The 21418-nt window shown below is 40.5% G+C and carries 18 protein-coding genes; 9 read left to right on the top strand and 9 right to left on the bottom strand.

Features of this window, described 5'->3' with window-relative positions; all coding sequences use genetic code 11:
• Positions 1–94 precede the first annotated feature (94 nt).
• Positions 95–1435: a transposase gene (locus QUD05_RS02675; RefSeq protein WP_289794346.1), complete on the top strand. Its 1341-nt coding sequence runs from the start codon at positions 95–97 to the stop codon at positions 1433–1435.
• A 287-nt stretch (positions 1436–1722) separates the two neighbouring features.
• Here the strand turns inward: QUD05_RS02675 and QUD05_RS02680 are convergent, their stop codons facing one another.
• Complete coding sequence (locus QUD05_RS02680; RefSeq protein ID WP_289794741.1) at positions 1723–3891, bottom strand: cytochrome-c peroxidase; 2169 nt, start codon at positions 3889–3891, stop codon at positions 1723–1725.
• A 284-nt stretch (positions 3892–4175) separates the two neighbouring features.
• On the opposite strand from QUD05_RS02680, the gene QUD05_RS02685 reads away from it, so the two are divergent.
• Both QUD05_RS02685 and QUD05_RS02690 read left to right on the top strand, forming a co-directional pair.
• Complete coding sequence (locus tag QUD05_RS02685; RefSeq protein ID WP_289794742.1) at positions 4176–5099, top strand: DMT family transporter; 924 nt, start codon at positions 4176–4178, stop codon at positions 5097–5099.
• Between the two features lie 508 nt (positions 5100–5607).
• Complete coding sequence (locus QUD05_RS02690; RefSeq protein WP_289794743.1) at positions 5608–7410, top strand: alpha/beta hydrolase; 1803 nt, start codon at positions 5608–5610, stop codon at positions 7408–7410.
• 33 nt (positions 7411–7443) lie between these two features.
• On the opposite strand, the gene QUD05_RS02695 is transcribed toward QUD05_RS02690, so the two are convergent.
• Both QUD05_RS02695 and QUD05_RS02700 read right to left on the bottom strand, forming a co-directional pair.
• Positions 7444–7752 carry a type II toxin-antitoxin system RelE/ParE family toxin gene (locus QUD05_RS02695; RefSeq protein WP_289794744.1) on the bottom strand — a complete coding sequence of 103 codons (309 nt, stop codon included), beginning with the start codon at positions 7750–7752 and terminating at the stop codon, positions 7444–7446.
• Positions 7749–8015, bottom strand: a complete 267-nt coding sequence (locus tag QUD05_RS02700) for a type II toxin-antitoxin system ParD family antitoxin (protein WP_289794745.1) — start codon at positions 8013–8015, stop codon at positions 7749–7751. The genes QUD05_RS02695 and QUD05_RS02700 overlap by 4 nt, the downstream gene beginning before the upstream one ends.
• 215 nt (positions 8016–8230) lie before the next feature.
• Between QUD05_RS02700 and QUD05_RS02705 the strand changes: the two genes are divergently transcribed.
• The 3 genes from QUD05_RS02705 (at position 8231) to QUD05_RS02715 (ending at position 13208) form a co-directional block, all read left to right on the top strand.
• A complete protein-coding gene (locus QUD05_RS02705) occupies positions 8231–10582 on the top strand; it encodes an ATP-binding protein (protein WP_289794746.1) in 2352 nt (783 codons plus the stop codon).
• Positions 10583–10634: 52 nt separating this feature from the next.
• Entirely contained in the window at positions 10635–11108 is a 474-nt protein-coding gene (locus QUD05_RS02710; protein WP_289794747.1) for a response regulator, read from the top strand.
• A 279-nt stretch (positions 11109–11387) separates the two neighbouring features.
• Complete coding sequence (locus QUD05_RS02715) at positions 11388–13208, top strand: hybrid sensor histidine kinase/response regulator (protein WP_289794748.1); 1821 nt, start codon at positions 11388–11390, stop codon at positions 13206–13208.
• A 29-nt stretch (positions 13209–13237) separates the two neighbouring features.
• Here QUD05_RS02715 and QUD05_RS02720 read toward each other — a convergent pair whose 3' ends face one another.
• Positions 13238–13744, bottom strand: a complete 507-nt coding sequence (locus tag QUD05_RS02720; RefSeq protein WP_289794749.1) for a hypothetical protein — start codon at positions 13742–13744, stop codon at positions 13238–13240.
• A gap of 441 nt (positions 13745–14185) precedes the next feature.
• On the opposite strand from QUD05_RS02720, the gene truB reads away from it, so the two are divergent.
• The gene (gene truB / locus QUD05_RS02725) at positions 14186–15070 is read left to right on the top strand and encodes a tRNA pseudouridine(55) synthase TruB (protein WP_289794750.1); all 885 of its coding nucleotides are present in this window, start codon (positions 14186–14188) and stop codon (positions 15068–15070) included.
• Between the two features lie 281 nt (positions 15071–15351).
• Here the strand turns inward: truB and QUD05_RS02730 are convergent, their stop codons facing one another.
• From QUD05_RS02730 to QUD05_RS02750, 5 genes are all read right to left on the bottom strand, one after another.
• Positions 15352–15483: a hypothetical protein gene (locus QUD05_RS02730; protein ID WP_289794751.1), complete on the bottom strand. Its 132-nt coding sequence runs from the start codon at positions 15481–15483 to the stop codon at positions 15352–15354.
• 45 nt (positions 15484–15528) lie between these two features.
• Positions 15529–16308 (bottom strand): hypothetical protein, encoded by a 780-nt coding sequence (locus tag QUD05_RS02735; RefSeq protein WP_289794752.1) that lies wholly within the window; start codon positions 16306–16308, stop codon positions 15529–15531.
• Between the two features lie 201 nt (positions 16309–16509).
• Positions 16510–17346, bottom strand: a complete 837-nt coding sequence (locus tag QUD05_RS02740) for a CheR family methyltransferase (protein ID WP_289799862.1) — start codon at positions 17344–17346, stop codon at positions 16510–16512.
• A 40-nt stretch (positions 17347–17386) separates the two neighbouring features.
• Positions 17387–17917, bottom strand: coding sequence for a hypothetical protein (locus QUD05_RS02745; RefSeq protein ID WP_289794753.1), 531 nt, complete (start codon positions 17915–17917; stop codon positions 17387–17389).
• Positions 17918–18101: 184 nt separating this feature from the next.
• Entirely contained in the window at positions 18102–18668 is a 567-nt protein-coding gene (locus QUD05_RS02750) for an HD domain-containing protein (protein WP_289794754.1), read from the bottom strand.
• A 451-nt stretch (positions 18669–19119) separates the two neighbouring features.
• On the opposite strand from QUD05_RS02750, the gene QUD05_RS02755 reads away from it, so the two are divergent.
• Together QUD05_RS02755 and QUD05_RS02760 are read left to right on the top strand one after the other, a co-directional pair.
• Positions 19120–19671, top strand: coding sequence for a DUF2231 domain-containing protein (locus QUD05_RS02755; protein WP_289794755.1), 552 nt, complete (start codon positions 19120–19122; stop codon positions 19669–19671).
• A gap of 480 nt (positions 19672–20151) precedes the next feature.
• Complete coding sequence (locus QUD05_RS02760) at positions 20152–20565, top strand: hypothetical protein (protein ID WP_289794756.1); 414 nt, start codon at positions 20152–20154, stop codon at positions 20563–20565.
• Positions 20566–21418: the final 853 nt, after the last annotated feature.

The following is a 21418-nucleotide window of genomic DNA, read 5'->3' on the forward strand; positions in this document are numbered from 1 at the left end:
AATACCTTAGCCAAAATAAGAGGATGAGGAGAGAGGGCCGATGTAGTAGAGTTATTGTCTCTCACAACGACAACTCAAAAACTACAATCAGCCCATGTCCGATATCTTATCACTGCTACAATGCTTGCTACCGCAGATAAACGCTACGACGATGCGGCAATTGAACCAGATAATCCTGGCTATGTTAGCGATGAGCGGACGAGTCACGATGTTGGGAATTTCCCGTTGGGCAGGCATTGGTGGTAGTTATCGGACGATGTTGCGGTTTTTTCATACAGTAATACCTTGGGCTACATTGTTTTGGCTATTTTTCCGCAAGCATTTGTTCCGTGCGAATGAGGTATATTTGCTTGCAGGAGATGAAGTTGTAGTCAGTAAATCGGGTAAAAAGACTTATGGATTAGATAGATTCTTTTCTAGCCTAGCCAATAAACCGATATCAGGATTATCTTTCTTTGTATTATCATTAGTGAGTGTTGAACAGAGGCACTCGTTTCCGATTCAGATAGAACAGGTAATAAAGAAAGATACTCAAACAAAAAGTACCTCGACAATCGAAAAACCAAACAAAAAAGAAAAGCGTGGGCGTGGACGACCAAAAGGAAGTAAAAACAAAAATAAAAAGGAAGTGATATTAACATCTGAATTAATACTAATTCAGAAAATGATTGGTTCACTATTCAAGTTATTAGCTAACTCTATTTCCCTCACCTACTTGGTAGTAGATGGTCATTTTGGTAACAACAATGCTTTGCAGATGGCACGTCTTGTCAACTTGCAGATAATTTCCAAATTGCGCCATGATTCAGCATTATACTTCCCTTATGAAAATCCTGACTCCAGTAAGCGCTCTCGTCGTAAATACGGTGATAAGCTAGACTATCGTAATATACCTGACAAATACTTATGTAAAAGTGCTATTGAGGATGATATTCAAACTGATATTTATCAAGCCACTCTTATTCACAAAGAATTTGCCCAAGCTCTCAATGTAGTGATTTTGGTCAAAACCAATCTTAAAACTAATGCTTGCAGCCATGTAATTATTTTTTCTAGCGACCTAACTCTGTCATTTGAAAAAATTATCGACTATTACAAACTCCGTTTCCAAATCGAGTTTAATTTTAGGGATGCCAAGCAGTTTTGGGGATTGGAAGATTTTATGAACCTGAGCCAAACTGCCGTGACTAATGCTTCTAATTTAGCATTTTTTATGGTCAATTTATCCCACCATCTTCTCGCTGATTTCCAGCAACTCAATCCCGGTTCTGGCATTATTGACCTTAAGGCTTACCATCGTGGTTTTCGATATGTTCGTGAAATGTTAAAAATGCTTCCCGAAATCCCTGAGCCTATTTTATTAACCCAGATTTTTGCCAAGCTTACTTCTTTAGGACGTATTCATCCCGTTTCCACTGGCGTTGAACCCTCGTAAATTGGCAGAGGTATTGGAGTAAATACCCATTTCTCATCCACTCTTTACTCATTACTCATTACTCATTTAAAGTCCTGTCACCGATGATAAAAAGCCGTCCTCAAAGGACGGGGCTTCAGACCCAAGTTTTTGGTGAATAAGTTTGTAGTAAGGACTAAAGTCCTTGGTTTGAGGGCTTTAGCCCTCACTACGAACTTGGCAATTGCACCAAATCGCAAAAATAGGGACGTACATTTGTACATCCCTACATATCTATCTGTATTCAGGTATTTCGTCGTGAAATGAGATTAACTGAGGAAATTTGGTGTACCACTATTACCACTCCTACCAACAGCAGGAATTTCCACTGTGTCATCTTTAGCTTTACCAGTGCCGTCATTGACAACGTAATTAGTGTTACCCACATGTCCATTAGGGATAAACAATTGTGGATGGTCAAAGGGCGCTTTATCAAACCGAACTCGGTCATCAGTCAGCGCTTTTAAAAAGGCGACCAATTCCTGTTTTTCTACTGGTGAGAGCTTTAGCGGTGGAAGTAGTCCATAATCACCACCACGATTGTAAAAATCAATCACTTGCTCTAGAGTCGCCTGACCTCCATTGTGGAAGTAGGGAGCAGTTAGTTCCACATTGCGAAGTCCAGGTGCTTTGAAAGCTCCATTTGCAAACACAGGTTCACTGGAATTCAACGGTGGATTAAGGGTTGGGGGATTTTCGCCCAGGAGATTCTTAAATTTACCCAACTGAGCCAATCGTGCTTCTGAAAGCGGATTAGGTTGACCATTATTCTGCAAACCGTCATAACCACCCAAACTGGGGTCTTCTGTGGCAGGTCTGACACCGATATTGAAGAAACCAGTGTCTTCAGGGAATTTGAGGCCGAACGGCGCACGTTTGATTCGTCCCTCTTTAGCCACGTTGCTGACTGAAGCAGCTGTTAATTCTAATCCACTGTGGCAAGCAATACACAGAGCTTTGCCCTCAAACAGTCCTTTGCCTCGTTGCTGCTGCGCGGTTAAGGCGTTGGTGTTTCCTTCCAAGTAGCGATCGTAGGGCGTATCATAGGAAATGAGTGTAGACTCGTACAACTGAACTGCCAGCCCAAAGAATAGCGAAAAGTTGTACTCTAGCAATGTGTACTCATTAGTCTTCAAAGAGCGATCGGGCCTCTTGATAATAGTCCGTTTACCGTCAGAGTCAACTTGGATGAGTCGATTAGAATTCCACCACTCCGGCTTGAAAGCCTCTTGAATCATCTGAGTGTAGGTTTTATCTTTAAGTCCAGGTTGAGGTGATCTACTATCTTTACCTAAAACGCTGTCTTGTGGATGCACAATCTGCTTACCTAGCGGTCTCAGAGCTAATAACTTTTTCGCAAGTTTTCGGGGGAGCTTTTTACCCTTATCAATCCTCAGAGGTGTTATGTCAATTTTCCCGAATTGATTAACCCCCCCGAACTTATCACCAATTTCTTCAAAAGTGCGACCATCTGCGGATGACTCAAAGGAACTGAGTGGCGGCCTGACAGCTTGAGATGCCAAAGACGAGTTCTTTAAGCTGACTTTTACAAATTCTACACGAATTGGGTTTATAGCCTTGACGACAGCGGCGTTAGGATCTCTTAAACCGAAGGGATTCACTCCATTAAAGATGTCTTGTGCCCTTCCATCCCAAAAGTTGCGGAAGTTGAATGCGGCATTAATCACGGTTGGCGTGTTACGCGGCTCGACGCGCCGCACATTGATACCTTTTACGTTAAACACCGAATCTGGCTCGGTTGTAACTTTGTCTTCTGCATTTCCAGGTGTGACATCCACAAACTTCGTATAGAAGATCCCCTGAGAAGAACTGATATCGTTACGGTCAGATATAACGGTCTTAGGATCGTTTGGGTTTGACAGCTTGTGGAAAGGAAAATCTTCTGGTTTGAGTTGATAGTTTGGTAGTCCGCCGACATTGAAAACTGAATCTGGATTCTCTGTACCATTGGCGTTGACCCGCAAAAGCCCAGGAGCAATCTGATTTTTGGATCTATTGTCGGCTCCAGCATGGAAGTGACAACTAGCACAGGAGGTCTTTCCATCGCTCCCAACCTGCATATCCCAAAAAAGAGTCTTTCCTAACTTGATTGCAGCTGTTTTGTCTTTTACGAAGTCTCCAAGATTGTCAGGTTCTGGAACCGATACACTCTTGAGCGAAACTGGAGGTGGCCCTGTAACCTTTGCTGATACAGTATTTCCAGCTATTACTGCTGCCAGAATAATGGCAGCAATTGTTGTAGTTCTTGAAAATTTCGATCTCAAGTAATTAGGTTTGCCATATCTAAATTTCCACTCTTGCCGCTTTATTTTTGTCACCAAAGATTTGAGCAAAAATCGACCTCTTGAGGTCAGCAATAAGTAACTTGATAAGGCAGTCGTAAAGATTACTAAGCTGATTATGGGTATAATCCCCATAGTTGTATTATAAAGTAACACCGAGATAAAGTATACATTTACAAGGCAGTTTTAAATTTAAGATTCATGTAAAGTGAACACACAAATTACGAATTTTATGTGAACAGAAAAAATACCCTCTTCGGGCTACGAATCGTAAATTGAATTTGATAAATTCGTTATTCTATATTGAATTTGCATTAACTAAACTATTAAATATATTTTATCGATAATAGTTTGATAAAATGTTTAGATATTTAAATTAGATATAACTTACTTATCAGTCCTACTTTTTGGATATTTTAATGTTACTACATCAAAGTTCTGGTCGGTGGCGCTTAGGGCTAACATTATCACTATTGACAGTCTTGTTATGGGGAATTTTACCTATTGCCCTTGCAGTAATTCTACAAGTACTTGATGTCTATACCGTTATTTGGTTTCGTTTTTTAGTATCATTTGTATTGCTTGCTGTGTATTTAGGGATACGCGGCAAATTACCAAAACTAGAACAATTGCGCTCTGCTTCTGGAAAATTATTAGCGATCGCAACAATATTTTTAGGGATTAATTACTTTTCATTTACCCAAGGTTTAGCATTAACATCGCCTGCTAACGCTGAAGTTCTCATTCAATTATCTAGCCTTTTATTAGGTTTTGGCGGGTTAGTAATTTTTAAAGAACGTTATCGGCTATCTCAATGGATTGGCGTTAGTGTGATGATTTGTGGTTATCTTTTATTTTTTCGCGAACAACTAACGAATTTAATTACAGCACATGGCACATATATACTAGGTAGTGTTTTAATTGCGCTAGGAGCAATGGCTTGGGCTATTTATGCTTTGGCACAAAAGCAGTTATTACAATCTTTATCTTCCAGCAGCATCATGTTGATTATTTATGGAGGCTGTGCTTTATTATTCACTCCTCTAGCTAAAGTTAAATCACTTTTTATACTTGATAGTTTCCATTTGGGAATGTTGGTTTTTTGTGCCTTGAATACTTTAATCGCTTACGGTGCTTTTTCTGAATCATTACAACATTGGGAAGCATCACGAGTAAGTGCAGTAATAGCTTTAGCTCCCATTGTGACATTAATAGCAGTCACGGTTGTATCAGTGATTGCACCTGATTGGATACCACCAGAACACTTCACCCTCATAGCAATATTTGGAGCGGGTTTAGTAGTTACAGGTTCAGTAGCGATCGCTTTGGGAAAAGCTAATTAATTGCAATGTTTTTCAGGATTTTTACTGGCTTTTTCAGCTAGTGATTTTGTGCAATATTCAAAGCTACAACATAAATACTGAGGCAGACTATTTTTTATTTGTTATGATTTAATAGTGAAGGCAAACTACTGAAGTCAGATGGATACTGTAGCAATCTGCGTGACTTTGTAGGATTTGATTGTTGACTTTATAGCCGAAATATCATTGGAAAAGAATTCAAAAATCAGAATTCAGGAGTCAGAATAAATTACTAGGTAATTGGGAATCACTACTTTATTTGACTACTAAATCTCAGATTTGGTGGAAATTTTAAACCCATTTATACCCATTATTTTGAGCAAGCTACATTTGCAAGTCATACATTAATTCATCGTGAATTATAACTACTGACTCCTAAATTCTGTTTTGATAAAATTGAGGCTAGTAACTTTAAGTAAACCAAGCAGGGCGCCCGAATAACTACCAAAGCCAACACCTGATAAAACCAGACCACCGAAATAGTTGAGCGATGAATAGTTTGTTTGGTAATTGGGCTAGCACCCTCAGAAAAAATTCTTTATTGCTGGTTCTTTCAATGGTGCTGCCAACATTTGGAATTAGTAATTCTGTCTTGGCAGCAGAGCGGATTTATGCATCTTATTCAGCTTTGGAGCTTTCCATTTCAGTCAAAACTTTAGAGAACTACGCCAAAACAGGTGTAATTAACGAAGACTTAGCAGCCTATCAGCAATATCTGCCTCTAGAACAGCTTCAAGAATTGCGGCGGATTTTGCTTAATCGTGTGAAAGTTAGTCCAGTAGTAGTTTCGCAACTTCTCTACACACCACAAGGAGAATTTTTACTGCGTCGGTTGGCACAAGTCATTAAAAGCAGTCAACCAGGATTTGGTAATTTGCGTTCGGCGCTAATTTTAGCCTCTGCTGAATCGGGAGGCTTGACACTTTTGAATGTGTTGCGTAAATATCCCAAAAGTAGCATTCACCTTGATGTCGCAGAGACTTTGGAAATAGCTACGGAATTGGAGAAACTTGTTAATCAAACCCATAGTGCGATCGCAGCTGTTTCCGAAAAGTCTAAAATAGAAGCTGAGAGCATTTCTCAACCAAATTTCTCACAATTGCCCGATTTAAAGGTTCCGGGAAAATTTAAGTCGCAAAAATACATCCTGAAGTTTTTCGACTCAACCCGCAATCGGCTTTTATTGACTGATGTTTACATCCCCAATGTCCAGAAGACTGCACCGATAATTGTCATTTCTCACGGCTTGGGTTTAGACAGCAGTAACTTTCAATATTTAGCCACTCATCTAGCTTCTTACGGATTTGCTGTCGTTGTTCCCAATCACCCTGGTAGTGATGCGAAACAATTGCGTTCTCTGCTAAATGGACGCGCCATTGAAGTAGCAGAACCAAGTGAATTTCAAGACCGACCAATGGACATAACATATATACTGAATCAATTGCAAAAAGGTAATCAATCTGATTTACGATTTAAAGGTCGCTTAAATCTGCAACAAGTCGGAGTATTTGGCCAATCTTTGGGAGGCTACACAGCTTTGGCCCTAGCAGGCGCTAAAATCAACTTTGAGCAGCTAAAACAAGACTGTCAACCAGCAGCACTACAAAATACCTGGAATATGTCTTTACTGCTCCAGTGTCGCGCTTTAGAATTGAGCATTAGTAAGTCTGGTAAAGATTATAACCTGCGGGATGAGAGAGTAAAAGCTGCGATCGCAGTTAATCCCATTACTAGTTCGATTTTCGGCAAAGCTGGCTTAAGTCAAATTAAAACTCCAGTGATGATTGTCAGCAGTAGTGATGATACAGTTGCACCAGCTTTATCCGAGCAAATTTTACCTTTCTCCTGGTTGGCAAATTCCCAAAAGTATCTCGTCATGCTTGTTGGTGGTACACACTTTTCCACCATTGGCAATGCAAACCCTGCAAATCAACAAGTAGCATTACCTGCTGATATGATTGGCGATGCTTCTCAAGCACGTCATTACATGAATGTTTTAAGTTTACCTTTTTTCCAAACATACATTGCAGGCAAGCCGCAATACACACCATATCTGAACGCTGCTTACACTCAAAGCATTTCTAGTAAGTCTCTTGGTTTGAGTCTCGTCAAGTCATTGAATACAACCGAATTAGCACAATTATTGGATATAAAAGGAGGCAAACTCGTAAAAAAAAGTTCCCAACACCATAGTCAGCTTCGGATTTTGGATGTTGGATATTGGTGTTGCATTGCTGCATGTAATGATTTTTATTTGATTTGTACAGACGTATTTGAGTGGGAACCGCTGTAAGGCTTCCATAACGTACCGAAAACCATCTTCTAATTATTCTCCGGCCAGTTCCCGCGCAATATCCATGTTTGCTGCCAGTACACGCACGATTTCAACGGGGTTTTCACCTCTGTATATCAGGAAATATCGGGGCTGCACCAACCAGAAACGGACGGGAAGCGGAGTCAGGTCGTAACGGTACTGTCCGATTCTGGGGTTGTCTGTCAGTAATTCACAGGCACAAAGTAGCTTATCTAGCACCTGTTCGGCAGCATCAGAATTATCTCGCGCAATATAGGCATAAATTCTCGCGAGGTCGTTTTCTGCTTGCGGGGAGAGAATATAAAGTTTTGGGTTCGTCACAAAGATTTTTTGATCAATTGTTGTGCCTTGTTGCGGATGCGGTCTCGCGCACCTTCTTTGGGAAGACCTTGTGCATTATCAAGCTCCGAAAGACCGATAGCAATTTGCTCATTGAGCCACAATTTATATTCCTCGGAATGGTCGTTAAAGCGTTTCAAAAGACGCAACCCCTCCCGAATCACCTCGCTTTGAGAATGGTACAAGCCGGACTCAACCTGCATTTGGACGAAGGCTTCCAACTCAGGAGTAAGGGAAATATTCATATATCTATCTCTTTATAACAAGAATAGACATTATAATAACAGTTTTTGTTATTGCTTGCTAGTGAAAACTTTCACAAAGAGCTGCGCCTATTACTGTAAAACCGTAATAGGCGCAGATGATATGCGATCGCACTCACAACTTCTCAGCATATAATTTAAAGAAATATGACATTTAATTACGCTATTGTAAAAACCAGCTTTACATAAGTTCAGTTATGAGCCAGCCGGAATATACTACAGCCCAAGCTACTGCCCTGACTAACCACGATCGCAAACCTATTCACATACCTGGCTCTATTCAACCTCATGGCATTCTCCTGGCACTCAGTAATCAGCTAGAGATACTGCAAGTTAGCAATAATACCCAAGTGTATTTGTGCAAAGCTCCAGAAGATTTGCTCGGTAAACCTTTGAGCTATTTACTTGAACCTCAGACAGTGGAAATTGTCAAGCAGTGCTTAGTAAAAAAGGTTGGCAGCGCTAATGCGTTGAAAGTATTAATAAATACTTTGTATGGAGAAATATACTTTGATGCGATCGCTCATCGTACAGAAGAAGCTGTGATTCTGGAGCTAGAACCAACTGACTCGGAATTTGAGGTGAGTTTCTTAAACTTTCATAGTTTTGCGAGTGAAGCGATCGCTAAAATGCAAAGCATATCGAATCTGGTAGAATTTTTGCATTTAGTGGCTGAAGAAGTCCAAAAAATCATCGGTTTCGATCGGGTGATGGTCTATCAATTTGACGAATCAGAAGCGGGTTCTGTTGTTGCAGAAGTTAAACGAGAAGATTTATCACCTTATTTAGGACTCCACTATCCAGCTACAGATATTCCAGCACAGGCTAGGGAGTTATACACGCGTTGCTTTCTCAGATTTCTCCCCGATTTGACTGCCGAACCTGTCAAACTAGTTCCAACGGAAAATCCGACAACACATCAGCATCTTGACTTAAGCTACTGTCTGCTACGGAGTTTTGATTGGTGTTGTACTGAGTATCATCAAAATATGGGAGTGAAGGCTCTTTTGGTGATTTCAATTATTCAAGAACAAAAGCTTTGGGGATTAATATCCTGCCACCATCAAACACCAAAGTATATTTCTTACGAAGTCCGCAAGATGTGCGAATTTTTGGCACAGATTGCGTCTTCAGAGTTAGCACGCAAAATCAGTTACTCGGAATGGGATTATAAAGTAAAACTCAAATCGTTACAGTCTGAGTTTCTAGAATCTATTTCCCAAGCAGACAATTTTATCGATGCCCTAATTAAACCGGAAATCCGCTTGCTCGATCTTGTTAGTGCTTCAGGAGCAGCAGTTTGTCTGGATAATGAAATTACCCTTGTGGGAGCAACACCGAATATTAATGAAGTTCAGGCACTCATTGAATGGGCAGATACCCAAGTTAGTGATAACCTATTTTCTACTGATTCCCTGCCGAAGGTTTACCAAGAGGCGCTGATATTTAAAGATACTGCTAGTGGCTTGTTGCTACTGCGGATTTCTAAAATTCGGCGCTATTACATCCTTTGGTTTCGCCCGGAAGTTATCCAAACGGTACACTGGGCAGGAAATCCACAGGAATCCATGCAAGCACAGCCAGATGGTAGCTATACCCTGTCTCCCCGAAAATCTTTTGAACAATGGCAAGAAACGGTTAGATTAACTTCTCTACCTTGGAAACCTTGTGAACTTGACAGTGCGATCGCTCTGAATAATGCGATCGTTGGTATTGTACTCTCGAAAGCGGATGAATTAGCTAAAATCAACCTGGAGTTAGAGCGCAGCAACCAAGAACTAGCATCCTTTGCCTACGCCGCTTCCCACGACCTCAAGGAACCTTTGCGAGGCATTTATAACTTCTCAACAGTGCTGTTAGAAGACTATGCCCAAGTATTAGATGATGAGGGAATTGAGTGCTTGCAAACAGTAGTATCCTTGTCTGTACGCATGGAAACTCTGATTAATGCTCTGCTGCGGTTATCGCAGTTAGGACAAGCACAACTGCGTTTGCAAGCAACTGACCTCAACGAATTGCTCAATCAAGTAATTGACGTTTTTCGTGCTAGTCGCCAAGACTCTGGGCTTGTGGATATCCGCATTCCTCGCCCTTTACCAACAGTTTTGTGCGATCGAGTGCTGGTTAATGAAGTCTTCAGTAATCTGCTTGGTAATGCGTTCAAATATAACGATAAAGCAGAGCAATGGGTTGAGATTGGCTACTTTTCTCAAGAAGAGGTAGAGGGGCAGGGGAGCAGAGGGGCAGGGGAGCAGAGGGGCAGGGGAGCAGGGGAGCAGGGGAGCAGGGGAGTAACTCATACCCAATGCCCCATGCCCCATGTCCCATGCCCAATATTTTATATCCGAGATAACGGTATTGGAATTCCACAGCATCATCTAGAAACTATCTTTAGATTATTTAAGCGGCTCCATTCTCAGGAAAAGTACGGTGGAGGAGCAGGTGCGGGACTAGCTATTGTTAAGAAGATTGTTGAGCTTCATAACGGTCAAATTTGGGTTGAATCTACCGTAGGTGTTGGCTCGATGTTCTATTTTACGTTGGAATAGTTTAAGATAATGACTAAATATGTATTTTTGTTAAGCTCTTTTAAGACCACGAATGACAAAAAAACTTCATGAACCGCTGCTCGTTGTTGAGGACAGCAATGAAGATTTTCGGATGCTGCAACGTCTGATGCGGCGTATGTCCGTCCAGAATCCCATACACCGTTGTACTAATGGAGATGAGGTTTTAGAGTTTCTCTATCAACTGGGGAACGATGCCTACACTAAAGGCGAAGACCTACCTAACCCAAAAGTAGTATTACGACCCTCTGTAATCTTGCTCGATCTCAATTTGCCAGGTATTGATGGGCGTGACATTTTAGATCGGCTCAAGCAAGACAAGACTTTCAAGGGAATCCCCATCGTTGTTTTTACCACATCATCTAACCCCAAGGATATTGAATTGTGCTACCAGAAGGGCGCCAATGGATATCTGGTAAAACCGATGGATGCTCTGGAACTAAAAAAGACGATTCAGGCATTTGTAGACTACTGGCTTGAAGCCAATACACCGCCTGTGTTGGATTAAGTTGTTTATTTTTTGTTGATGTAGCAGTCGGGGAAAAACGATCATAAAAGAGATGGCTCAGAGGACACAAAGACATTTTCCTCTTTGAGTCACTGTGTCTGTTGGTCTCTGTTAGATTTCTTTTCCCCATTTTCCTGTTTTTGACTATTTGGTGTTTCTTTAGGATTACTAAAGAATTTAGATTTTATTTACACTTATTTTATATTATTTTTAGAATTATGCAAGAAAACACAATCTGGATAAAAGGGATCTATATGGCTCCCTGATCGTCATAACCTTATGTTGGACATACGGACGCTACTTATCATCGATGATTGTGCCGCAGATCGGAAAATCTATCGTCGATATCTTTTGAAAGATCCGCACCAGTCCTACCAGATTTTGGAGGCAGATTGCGCAGAAGAAGGACTTGCTTTGTGCCAAAAAGTACGCTGCGATGTCATTTTGCTGGATTTTTGCCTACCTGATATGAGTGGGTTAGAACTTTTCGATCGCATCCAGCAGGAGATATTTAAGACTTCTGTCCCCGTGATTATGTTAACAGGGCGCGGTGATGAAGAAATCGCTGTACAGGTAATGAAGCGGGGTGCTTTGGATTATTTAGTCAAGCACCATCTAACACAGGATGTGCTGCAACTAGCAGTCCGCAACGCCATCAAGCAGTCGTGCTTGCAAGCCCAACTGCTCAAAACTCAAGAGAGACAACGCCTAATTGCCACAACTGCTTTACGAATTCGCCAGTCTCTTAATCTAGAGCAAATTTTGAATACGGCTGTAGCTGAGGTACAGCAACTTTTGAAGTGCGATCGCGTGATGGTGTATCAGTTTTACCCAGATACAGATGGTAAGATAGTCGCCTCATCAGTTGAGTCATACCGCACTGTAGCATTGTGCGATCGCGTTGGCGCTGGGACTGGGGAGCAGGGGAGCAGCACTTCTCTACGAGAGGCTGCGCCAACGACTACGCCCTTCGACGCCGCTCAGGCTAAACTCAGTGACAGAGGAGCAGAGGAGCAGAGGAGCAGGGAAGAAGTTGCAGTAGGTTTTTCTCCTGTGCCCCTCCGCCCCTGTGCCTCTCTGCCTCTTGTGCCCAATTCCGAATCCGCAATCCCTTATATCTATGAGCTTGGCTTGTGTAATTGTGTCAGCCTAAAAGAGCAATTTAATACTAAGGCAAATCTGGTAGTTCCGATTAATCTAAGCAACAATGGGAACCCAACCCCCAAGCTTTGGGGTTTATTGATTGCTCACCATAATTCCGGGGAGCGACACTGGCAAACTGATGATGCAGAAATGCTCAATGAAGTATCAGTACAATTAGCCATCGCTATTCAACAGGCGGAATTGTTAGCCCAAACTCAAGCAGCCCTTGCCAAAGAAAAGCAACTCAATGTATTTAAATCCCAAATAATTACAACGGTTTCGCATGAGTATCGAACGCCCTTAACTTCGATTCTGGCTGCGGCATCAACTTTGGTAAAACATAGCCAGCAACTAGATGAGTCTAAACAAGAGCGATTCTTGGGAATCATTGAACAGAAAGCCAGGTATATGTCCAAACTTGTGGATAATATGCTTCTGGTTAACCAACTGGAACTGGAAAAACCCAAGTTTCAACCAATCTCAGTCGATTTACTACAATTTTTTTCTGATCTTTTAGAACAAGAGCGAGAAACAGTAGGCGATCGCCACGAATTGATTTTTAAAATTACTGGTAATCATCATGGATTTTGGGGCGATCGCGGACTTTTGCAACAAATTTTTATTAACTTAATGTCTAATGCAATTAAGTACTCTCCAGAAGGAGGTAGTGTAGAATTCCACCTGATCGGCAAAGAATCAGAAGCAATTTTTTACATCAAAGATTGGGGAATTGGCATCCCGATGGCAGATCAAGAAAATTTGTTTCAATCCTTCAGTCGTGGAAGTAACGTTGACACAATTCCTGGTACAGGCTTAGGGCTAGCGATCGCTAAAGCTTGTGTCGAGTTACATAGTGGCAATATTACTTTGTCAAGTGAAGTGGGGCAAGGAACTAAAGTTACAGTTAGCTTACCGAAGATATGCCCAACTGGTCAACTATCCCCATCATCCACTTGATTTAGATAATTTTAAAAAGCATATTGTAATTATTGCTTTTGAATTTCTATTTTGCTAATCAACCATTCTTTGATTGTTTTCCCGCAAGGCTCAGAACTTTGGCAATCACTGACGTTCTCTAGAGAATAAGACATTTTTACTTTTTTGTTGACGTATTTCTCTGGTTCGCAAACCTCAAAGACTGCACCGACACCTTCATATACTTTGCCCTTTTCATCGACAACAGTAACGTAGCATTTTAAGTCTCCGTTTTGCATATCTTTGATAGTACCAGAAATTGGATTATTGTTTTTAATTTCCTTGGATTGATTGTTTTTAGGAGATGTTTTTTCAGATGATGCTGACTTAATAGTTTTTTTGCTGTTATCTAGTTTTACTTGATTTGCAGAAATAGATTCAGAATTAACTTGCGTAGCTTTTGCAGTATTTGCTGGATTAACTTTATTCTGTTGAGAAGCACTATTGCCTGAGTCGCTACAACTCACAATCAACATAGAGCAAAAAAACAATGTAGTAGTGAAGATTGATTTTTTCATTTGATTTATGTTAGTAAAAACTATTGATAGTTGTTTGGCTAAAAGCACTACAAGTAAAATCTTTGATTGGCAATAAAAACTTTCATGAAGTTTTCTATAAGATTTCTTGATTATTACAATTTTATGTATCGGAAGTTATAAATGACATCGTGATATTTGCGGAGAATACTCGGCGTTATCCTTACTTTTTGGATATTATTCGGTAAAGTTCTTAGAGAATGTCTTGATACTGATAAAATAATGCTTAATTGAAGAAGAATTCAAAATTCAGAATCAAGACGCTCTCTACGACTTATTATCCGCTTTTTCAGTCAGAATTAATTCTGACTCCTGAATTCTGACTCCTGAATTCTGTTTCGATAAACTTTGATTGCTAAATATTAATGTTTTGAGCATTAAATAAGTATTTAATAGAGTTTAAAAGCTGTAAGTATTGATTTTGTGTTATTTCAAGGTTTTCTCAACTTAAACAAACCATTTGACTGGACTTCCCACGACTGCGTAGCGCGGGTGCGAAAATTGTTGCGCCTCAAACGTGTAGGACATGCGGGAACCTTAGATCCAGCAGCAACAGGGGTTTTACCGATCGCACTTGGTAAAGCCACAAGATTATTGCAATATCTGCCAGAAAACAAAGCTTATAAGGCTACGATTCGTCTGGGTGTGCGGACTACAACCGATGATTTACAAGGTGAAATCATTAGTTCTCAAGCTTGTGCTGGATTGAGTTTAGCAGAGGTGAAAACTGCACTAACACAATTTGAAGGCAAGATTGAGCAAATCCCACCGAATTATAGTGCAATTCAAGTGGATGGGAAACGTCTCTACGACTTAGCCCGCCAAGGAAAAATGGTGGAAGTCCCAGTGCGGACAGTGGAAATTTTTCAGATAGATATTTTGGATTGGAGAGAAGGAGATTTTCCCGAATTGGATGTGGCGATCGCCTGTGGATCTGGTACATATATTAGAGCGATCGCTCGTGACTTAGGTGCAATCTTAGAAACTGGTGGTACTTTGGCGGCTTTGATCCGTACCCAAAGCAGTGGTTTCGATTTAACAGATAGTCTCACTTTTACCGACTTAGAAGCTAAATTGCAAGGCGGGACATTTCAACCTCTCGCCCCTGATGCAGCCTTACAACATTTGTTGTCTGTGACTTTACCAGCAACATCTGCTCAAAAATGGTGCCAAGGTCAGCGAGTTTCTCTAAACTCTGATATTACTGGGATAGTGCGAGTTTATGAAGAAGAGACTCGCTTTTTAGGTGTTGGACAATTACAAGATGAAGTGTTGATTCCGCAAATGGTTTTTGAACCGATTTCTTGAAGGAGAATTCAGGAGTGGAGGTGGAGTGTCTGCGGCTCCGGTAATACCAATTCTGTATGAAGATGCGCCAAACTATATGAGGAACGAACCGCAAAGGGCGCATACTCCTACGGAGAAGCAAGCTACGCGCAGCGTCTCGTAAGAGTTGGACACAAAGAAGAAAAAAAATTTGGCGCAGCCTCACAAAGAAATGGTATAAAAATCAAGATGTTCACTACAAGACGCTCTGTATAGCTTGCTTTATTCGCTGCAAGGGTACGCTGACTTGCATTGGTGTCAACTTAAGCTGAAAGCCTTTGCAAATCTCGTTTCCAGCCTCTGGGCTGGAAATGCTGCTCTTGGCGCTCTGCCGCCAGCAAGGGAGGCGGAGCCTCTAGAACGGCATTCCCAGTCTCCGACTGGGAACGAGACACAATTCAATTCTGAATTCTGGCTCCTGACTCCTGAATTCTTTCTTGTTAAACCAAATAACTCGTATTAGGTACGATCGCAAAAAAGGCATACTCATACCAAGCAGTCCAGATGAAACTGCGAATCCATCGCTGACGCTTGTCGGGACTCAATTCATATTCAAACGCCCCACGAGATACATCAATGGAAGATAGATGAGAGTTGCAACCACAGCCATGCTGATAAGTAAAACCATATTTAGAAGCAATACTTTGCACCTTCATTTGAATAGCAAATACCTTACCTGCATGGAGTATGGCATCCCAAGCACGTTTGTGTTCGATATCGCGCTGATCGAATCGCAAAGCACGTTCTTCAAAAACATGATCGCGGTAAATTGGTGCTAAATGCACGTGATAAAAGCTAGCAGGTAGTTCATAACCAAATTCATTGAACAAATCTATGCCAATACGAGCCACTTTTATTTCATCAGCGTAATCGATTCCTTTGGACTCCACATCGCGGAGAATTTCTGCAAAGTTCGGATAGTTGTGTTTGAGAAAGTCTTGTCCAAAAAACTCTAAGGTTTCCCATGCCAGTTGTGCAAATAACTGAGAAAATGATGGTATTAGGTGAGCTAGTTGGGGGCGATCGCTAAATAAGTCAACATCACCACGTTCTAATTTATACAGGAACAATTGCGCCATCTCAACATAGCTTTGGGGTTGGGAAAGTCCGACACTCGTGGCTCCTCTAGCAATGTCTTGCCATATAGAAGGTAGTTGAGAAACATGAACCGCATTTTCTCCAGCAATGACTGCAACAGGAGGACATTCGAGAAGTTGCATCGACAATCTCCTTTAATACTTTAATGTGTAATTTACCTTAAACGCTCGCTAAATCTATCTTCTGAACACAATAAAAAATGTTTGACAGACTGTCTTTTGACAAGGAGCGCAATTTTCTTCATAATTTTCGAGGTATTGGCTATTAGTTATTTTAGGATAATTCATAATTCATAATTTAATTACCCATTCAAAGCATTCTCTTCAGGCACCTGCTATTTTTCTATATATTTTCTCACCCTTGATTAACTCTTCATAGTACGGCTCGTAAGAGGTAAATCTGATAGATTCTTGTTTTCCTAAACCCAAAATGCCAAAGGTGCAAAGGCTATTATAAAAAAGTTCGTGTACTCGCTTCTGAAGTACCTGATTAAAATATATGAGGACATTACGACAAAGAATCACATTAAACTCATTAAAAGAACTATCAGTTGCTAAATTATGCTGGGCAAAAACAATATTTTCTCTTAGAGATGAGCGGAAAATAGCATTGTCATAAGCTGCTGTATAATATTCTGAGAAAGATTTCTTGCCACCTGCTTTCAGATAAAGGTGAGTATATTCCTGCATCATTTTTAGCGAGAAAATCCCACTTTTGGCATTTTGTAATACCTTCTCGTTCGTATCAGTGGCATATATGCGACAACGGTGATAAAGTCCTTCTTCTTGCAATAAAATTGCCATTGAATATACTTCTTCACCAGTTGAACATCCAGCGTGCCAGATGCGAATAAATGGATAGGTTTGTAAGAAAGGAATAACCTGATTTCTGAAGGTGTTATAAAAGCTGGGATCGCGAAACATTGATGTTACATTCACCGTCAGAGCCAGCAAAAATCTTTCTAAATAGGCGCGGTTGTGGAGTAAACGCTCTTGCAATGCAGAAACATTTGCTACACCTTCTAATTGCATAAAGCCCTGAATACGGCGCTTGAGCGAGGAAAGAGCATAATTGCGAAAGTCATAACCGTAGTATTGATACACACCTTCCAAGAGCAAGTGTATTTCTATGTCCTCCAATATTGGTTTGGGTAGAGGCATAATATTCATCATTCATAATTCATCATTCATCAGTTTCAGTTTACCAAGTGGCCCTTACTACTAAAACAGCGATCGCAATTATTGAAATTCCAGCTAGCCATCTTACCTGAGAGCGCAGATTTTTAATCTCTTGGCTCAGACTTTCTCTTTGTGGTATGGAATATGGTTCCAGTTGTACAACTTCAATAGCTACTTGTTCGGGTGTCTTTTGGGGATTTTCAAAAGAGACTTGCGTGTGTAGCCAATTAGTAATCAGTTGGGGACAGTTCTTTTTAAACCAATTTAAAGCTAAGGTTCTAAAAACTGGTTTAGACATTCGGGCAATTAATTTCATCACCCTGTTTAAGGGTTTCAGGCGAAGCTTTTGATTAATCAAATTAACTGAACCAACATCATAAAGACAATCCAAAATTAATTTTACAGTGGCTTCTTCACTGTTAATCAAGTTTTGCAATAAAAGCAGAACATCACGCATACGCTCTGCTTCCATATACTTTTCTGCCAAGTTTTCTGGAGGACTTACTGAAGGATTTACAGTTGGATTTAGAGTGTTTTGTCTTACTATCGTCATATTGGTAACATAGCAGCCATAATAATGTCAGTACACCTATCTATCGAGAGAAAGATTTTTTATCTAGAGAGAGAACCTAAAAGCCAAAATTTATTCCTGAGAAACATGACTATATCGTGTTTATAAAAAATCTATTTGTCTAGGTTTGATAAATTTTTTATCTGCTTCTGGATCAATAAAATTTTTATTTAGATGCTAACACCTCAATTTGCAAAATTACCCGTTCTAATTCCTCAATGATTACAGTGCTTTCAATCTTTTTAAAAGCCTCTAAAAGCGCCCGATAATACCAAAGAGTACCTTCTTTACGCCCATGAAAACGTTCCCAAAGTGATTCGCCCAAAATGCGATAATCTTTGAGAATAGACTGGGCGTTGTAAAGTTTATCCGCTGATGACACAAGCAGAACTGATGGGGAAGCAGTAGCAATATGAGCAATGTATGCCTCCTTACGCTGTCGCCAAGGGGGTTTTGGAGTTGTATCAGCGTCAGTACAACCATCTACAATTGCCGTTACATTGTCACCAAAGCGACGACGAATTTCTTCTCGTGTTGCAGCGCCACCTTGGTCTTCGATCGCATCGTGTAAGAGAGCTGCGATCGCTTCATCCTCATTTGCCCCGTATTCTAAAGCAATACTGGTGACACCTAATAAATGGGCAACATAAGGGATGCCTGAACCTTTACGAACTTGGTTAGCGTGTAGTTGGGTGGCGTAGGTAAGGGCTGCCGTAAAACGTTCTGAGAGCATTGTATAAAAAAATTCCAGCAGTCAGAAGAACTTAACCGAAATATTGGGTTTGTGTCAATTTTATAACAAATCGCTCCAAGTGCAGAGGTAATAAAGGATAAAAATAGTACAAAGGGAAAATTGAAGTTTGAAATTAGATAGATAACATTTAAATCTATATTCCATCGCCAGATAGATAAAACTCTGCTGTTAGTTTATTAGATTTACTCAAAGATGCGCTTTTCAAACTAGGACTAAAAGTTAACTTACATAATGTTCAGACAATCCTGGATTAGAAAAACAAATTTTCGATGATCAGGTGATGGAAAAGTAGCGCTAAATTCCAGCAGAAAATTAGTCAAGTCAACCCACTAAAACTAGAAGTAGGCAAACTATCCTACAAGCTGAAGCTAATGTTAAAAAAATTTCTTCAGCCGAAAAATGTAAAGTTCATAAATTCAGGATACTAATAATGGAAACTACAGAAACAACACAAACAGGTTCAACACCTTTTCCAAATATTCCACCAGTTATTGAAAGTAACGATAGTGAGTATCGTGATACTGGTGTACCCAGTACAGTTGCGATCGCCGGACATCCCCTACACCCCTTGAGTGTGATCTTTCCCATAGCATTTTTAGCTGCTGCTTTGGGAAGTGACATTGGTTATTGGTTAACTGGCGATTTCTTTTGGGCTAGGGCTTCGCTATGGTTAATCGGACTTGGATTAGGTGGAGGCATCCTTGCATCTGCGATCGGTCTTAGCGACTTTGTGAAAATTGAACGCGTCCGCAAGCGCACCGCTGGTTGGACACATCTAATACTTAACGTTTCTATACTAGTTTTATCACTCGTCAACTTTCTCCTACGTTTGGGTGACGCTGAATCCCGAATCTTACCTTGGGGACTGTTAATCTCGCTTGTTGTCGGTACGCTAACCAGTGCTTCTGGTTGGTTTGGTGCTGAACTCTCCTATCGCCACAAAATTGGTGTAGTGGGTGGAGGTAGCAGAAGATACCCTTAAAGGAGGCAGAAGATAGAAAAAACGCAGCAATTAACAAGATAGTTACTTGGAGCTAGAAACCCAGTGACAGATTATTATTTACAGCTTCCGCTAAGAATATTTAGCAGTTATCGTTTGTATTTGATACAGTTTTGATACATCTTGTGGGGTGGATATAAGTCCGAGCTAAGGTTTTAAAAAATCCAAATCCGGGAAGATATTTCCCTTACCCAGCAAGGCTTTTAAACCCATCTCACAAGAAAAAATATTGCTTATTTAATTAATAACTGTATACTTTATCTATGTAGTAAAAAGAATACATCCTGTTAAATACCAACTATTTATATACACAAACTTTTAAAAATTGCAATTATACAAAAGGGTGAAATTGCAATATTAAATTTCATACTAAATTAAGTTTAGAAAAGTGCGCGATCGCTAATTTTCAGACTTTAAAGTGTTTTAATAAAGTTATTACCGAAAGTCTAGAGAAGCAAAAACATGGAAGGTTTCAGGAAACTATCCTCAATAGCAGTTTTGCTATTTGCCTTTGTGTCTCCGCCCTCATTAGCTGAAGCGAAAGATATTTCTCTAAGTAATACTCTGAATGAACAGAGCGTTGCGCCAGATACTAACCTGGTTGGAAATAAAACCGGAGAGCTTTTGATTGCTCAACGGCGGTCAGGACGATACCAGAGAATCCGACGACGGCAGATAATCCGACGACGGCAGCCCTACGGACGATACCAGAGAATCCAACGACGGCAGCCTTATAGACGATACCAGATTATCGAACGACGGCAGCCTTATGGACAACGCCAGATTATCGAACGACGGCAGCCTTATGGACAACGCCAGATTATCGAACGACGGCAGCCTTATGGACAACGCCAGATTATCCGCCGACGCTATTAGAGATAGGAGTGAAAACTACGTAGTCATAATACCCTTCTATTAATGGAAAGGCTGCGTGTAGCTTGCTTCCAGAAAGTGCTAGGGGAAGCCTCCAGCTACATAAATTTTGCATACTAAGGATTTTGGATAAGGCAGATAATTAGTTTCTAGAGATGTCTATTGAGGAATGGTGATACAAATAAGCCAATTGTTAATAGGAATCTGATGAAAAAGAATGTAGAGATGCAGCACTATTAAATTTCTACAAGGGTTTTGAATAACACATATTTAATTTCACCAGATGTCTAATGGTTAGTGCTTGTTCTATTAATCACTAACCATTACCCCTCTTCTGTCAGTTTCCGGGATAGAGTAGGATTTTTTATTATTTCTTGGAGTAATCTAAACTTAGATACTGTTTGATTTTTTCCAAATTTAGATAAACTAAAATTGTTTATTGTTCGTGCCATAACAGAATTTGCAGGTGGCATGTAAAATTTTATCTCACAGCCTAGTTCTTCATAAGATTTTTTACTCAAACGTAGCAGATGGTGCGGTGGGTGATTTAATATATCAAACCAGTCTGATTCAACAGACAACTTCTAACCGTGGGTTGTTTAATAATATTGACCTCAAGAATTATGATCGGTTCATGAATTCAAAGAGGGTGTTATCAAAAGTTCTTCTAGCGAATCTGTTCAGCAAGACCTAGCTGATGGGGTAACTTCCGAAGTTCATACCGACTCGAAATCTAGCCATCAGCAGGAAAGTAAAACACAATCAGAAACTTTAGTACCCTTGAGTCCCGCAGCAATCAAGCGGGTAAAAGAGGGTGTAACTGCGGCTGGCGATGTCTACGATGGTCACTGAGCGC

The sequence above is a fragment of the Nostoc sp. GT001 genome (genome assembly GCF_030382115.1).
Lineage (GTDB): Bacteria > Cyanobacteriota > Cyanobacteriia > Cyanobacteriales > Nostocaceae > Nostoc.

Coding starts and splice junctions, on each gene's coding strand:
- QUD05_RS02675 (WP_289794346.1), top strand. CDS start 95: ATGTCCGATATCTTATCACTGCTACAATGCTTGCTACCGCAGATAAAC.
- QUD05_RS02680 (WP_289794741.1), bottom strand. CDS start 3,891: ATGGGGATTATACCCATAATCAGCTTAGTAATCTTTACGACTGCCTTA.
- QUD05_RS02685 (WP_289794742.1), top strand. CDS start 4,176: ATGTTACTACATCAAAGTTCTGGTCGGTGGCGCTTAGGGCTAACATTA.
- QUD05_RS02690 (WP_289794743.1), top strand. CDS start 5,608: ATGAATAGTTTGTTTGGTAATTGGGCTAGCACCCTCAGAAAAAATTCT.
- QUD05_RS02700 (WP_289794745.1), bottom strand. CDS start 8,015: ATGAATATTTCCCTTACTCCTGAGTTGGAAGCCTTCGTCCAAATGCAG.
- QUD05_RS02705 (WP_289794746.1), top strand. CDS start 8,231: ATGAGCCAGCCGGAATATACTACAGCCCAAGCTACTGCCCTGACTAAC.
- QUD05_RS02710 (WP_289794747.1), top strand. CDS start 10,635: ATGACAAAAAAACTTCATGAACCGCTGCTCGTTGTTGAGGACAGCAAT.
- QUD05_RS02715 (WP_289794748.1), top strand. CDS start 11,388: ATGTTGGACATACGGACGCTACTTATCATCGATGATTGTGCCGCAGAT.
- QUD05_RS02720 (WP_289794749.1), bottom strand. CDS start 13,744: ATGAAAAAATCAATCTTCACTACTACATTGTTTTTTTGCTCTATGTTG.
- QUD05_RS02735 (WP_289794752.1), bottom strand. CDS start 16,308: ATGCAACTTCTCGAATGTCCTCCTGTTGCAGTCATTGCTGGAGAAAAT.
- QUD05_RS02740 (WP_289799862.1), bottom strand. CDS start 17,346: ATGCCTCTACCCAAACCAATATTGGAGGACATAGAAATACACTTGCTC.
- QUD05_RS02745 (WP_289794753.1), bottom strand. CDS start 17,917: ATGACGATAGTAAGACAAAACACTCTAAATCCAACTGTAAATCCTTCA.
- QUD05_RS02750 (WP_289794754.1), bottom strand. CDS start 18,668: ATGCTCTCAGAACGTTTTACGGCAGCCCTTACCTACGCCACCCAACTA.
- QUD05_RS02755 (WP_289794755.1), top strand. CDS start 19,120: ATGGAAACTACAGAAACAACACAAACAGGTTCAACACCTTTTCCAAAT.
- QUD05_RS02760 (WP_289794756.1), top strand. CDS start 20,152: ATGGAAGGTTTCAGGAAACTATCCTCAATAGCAGTTTTGCTATTTGCC.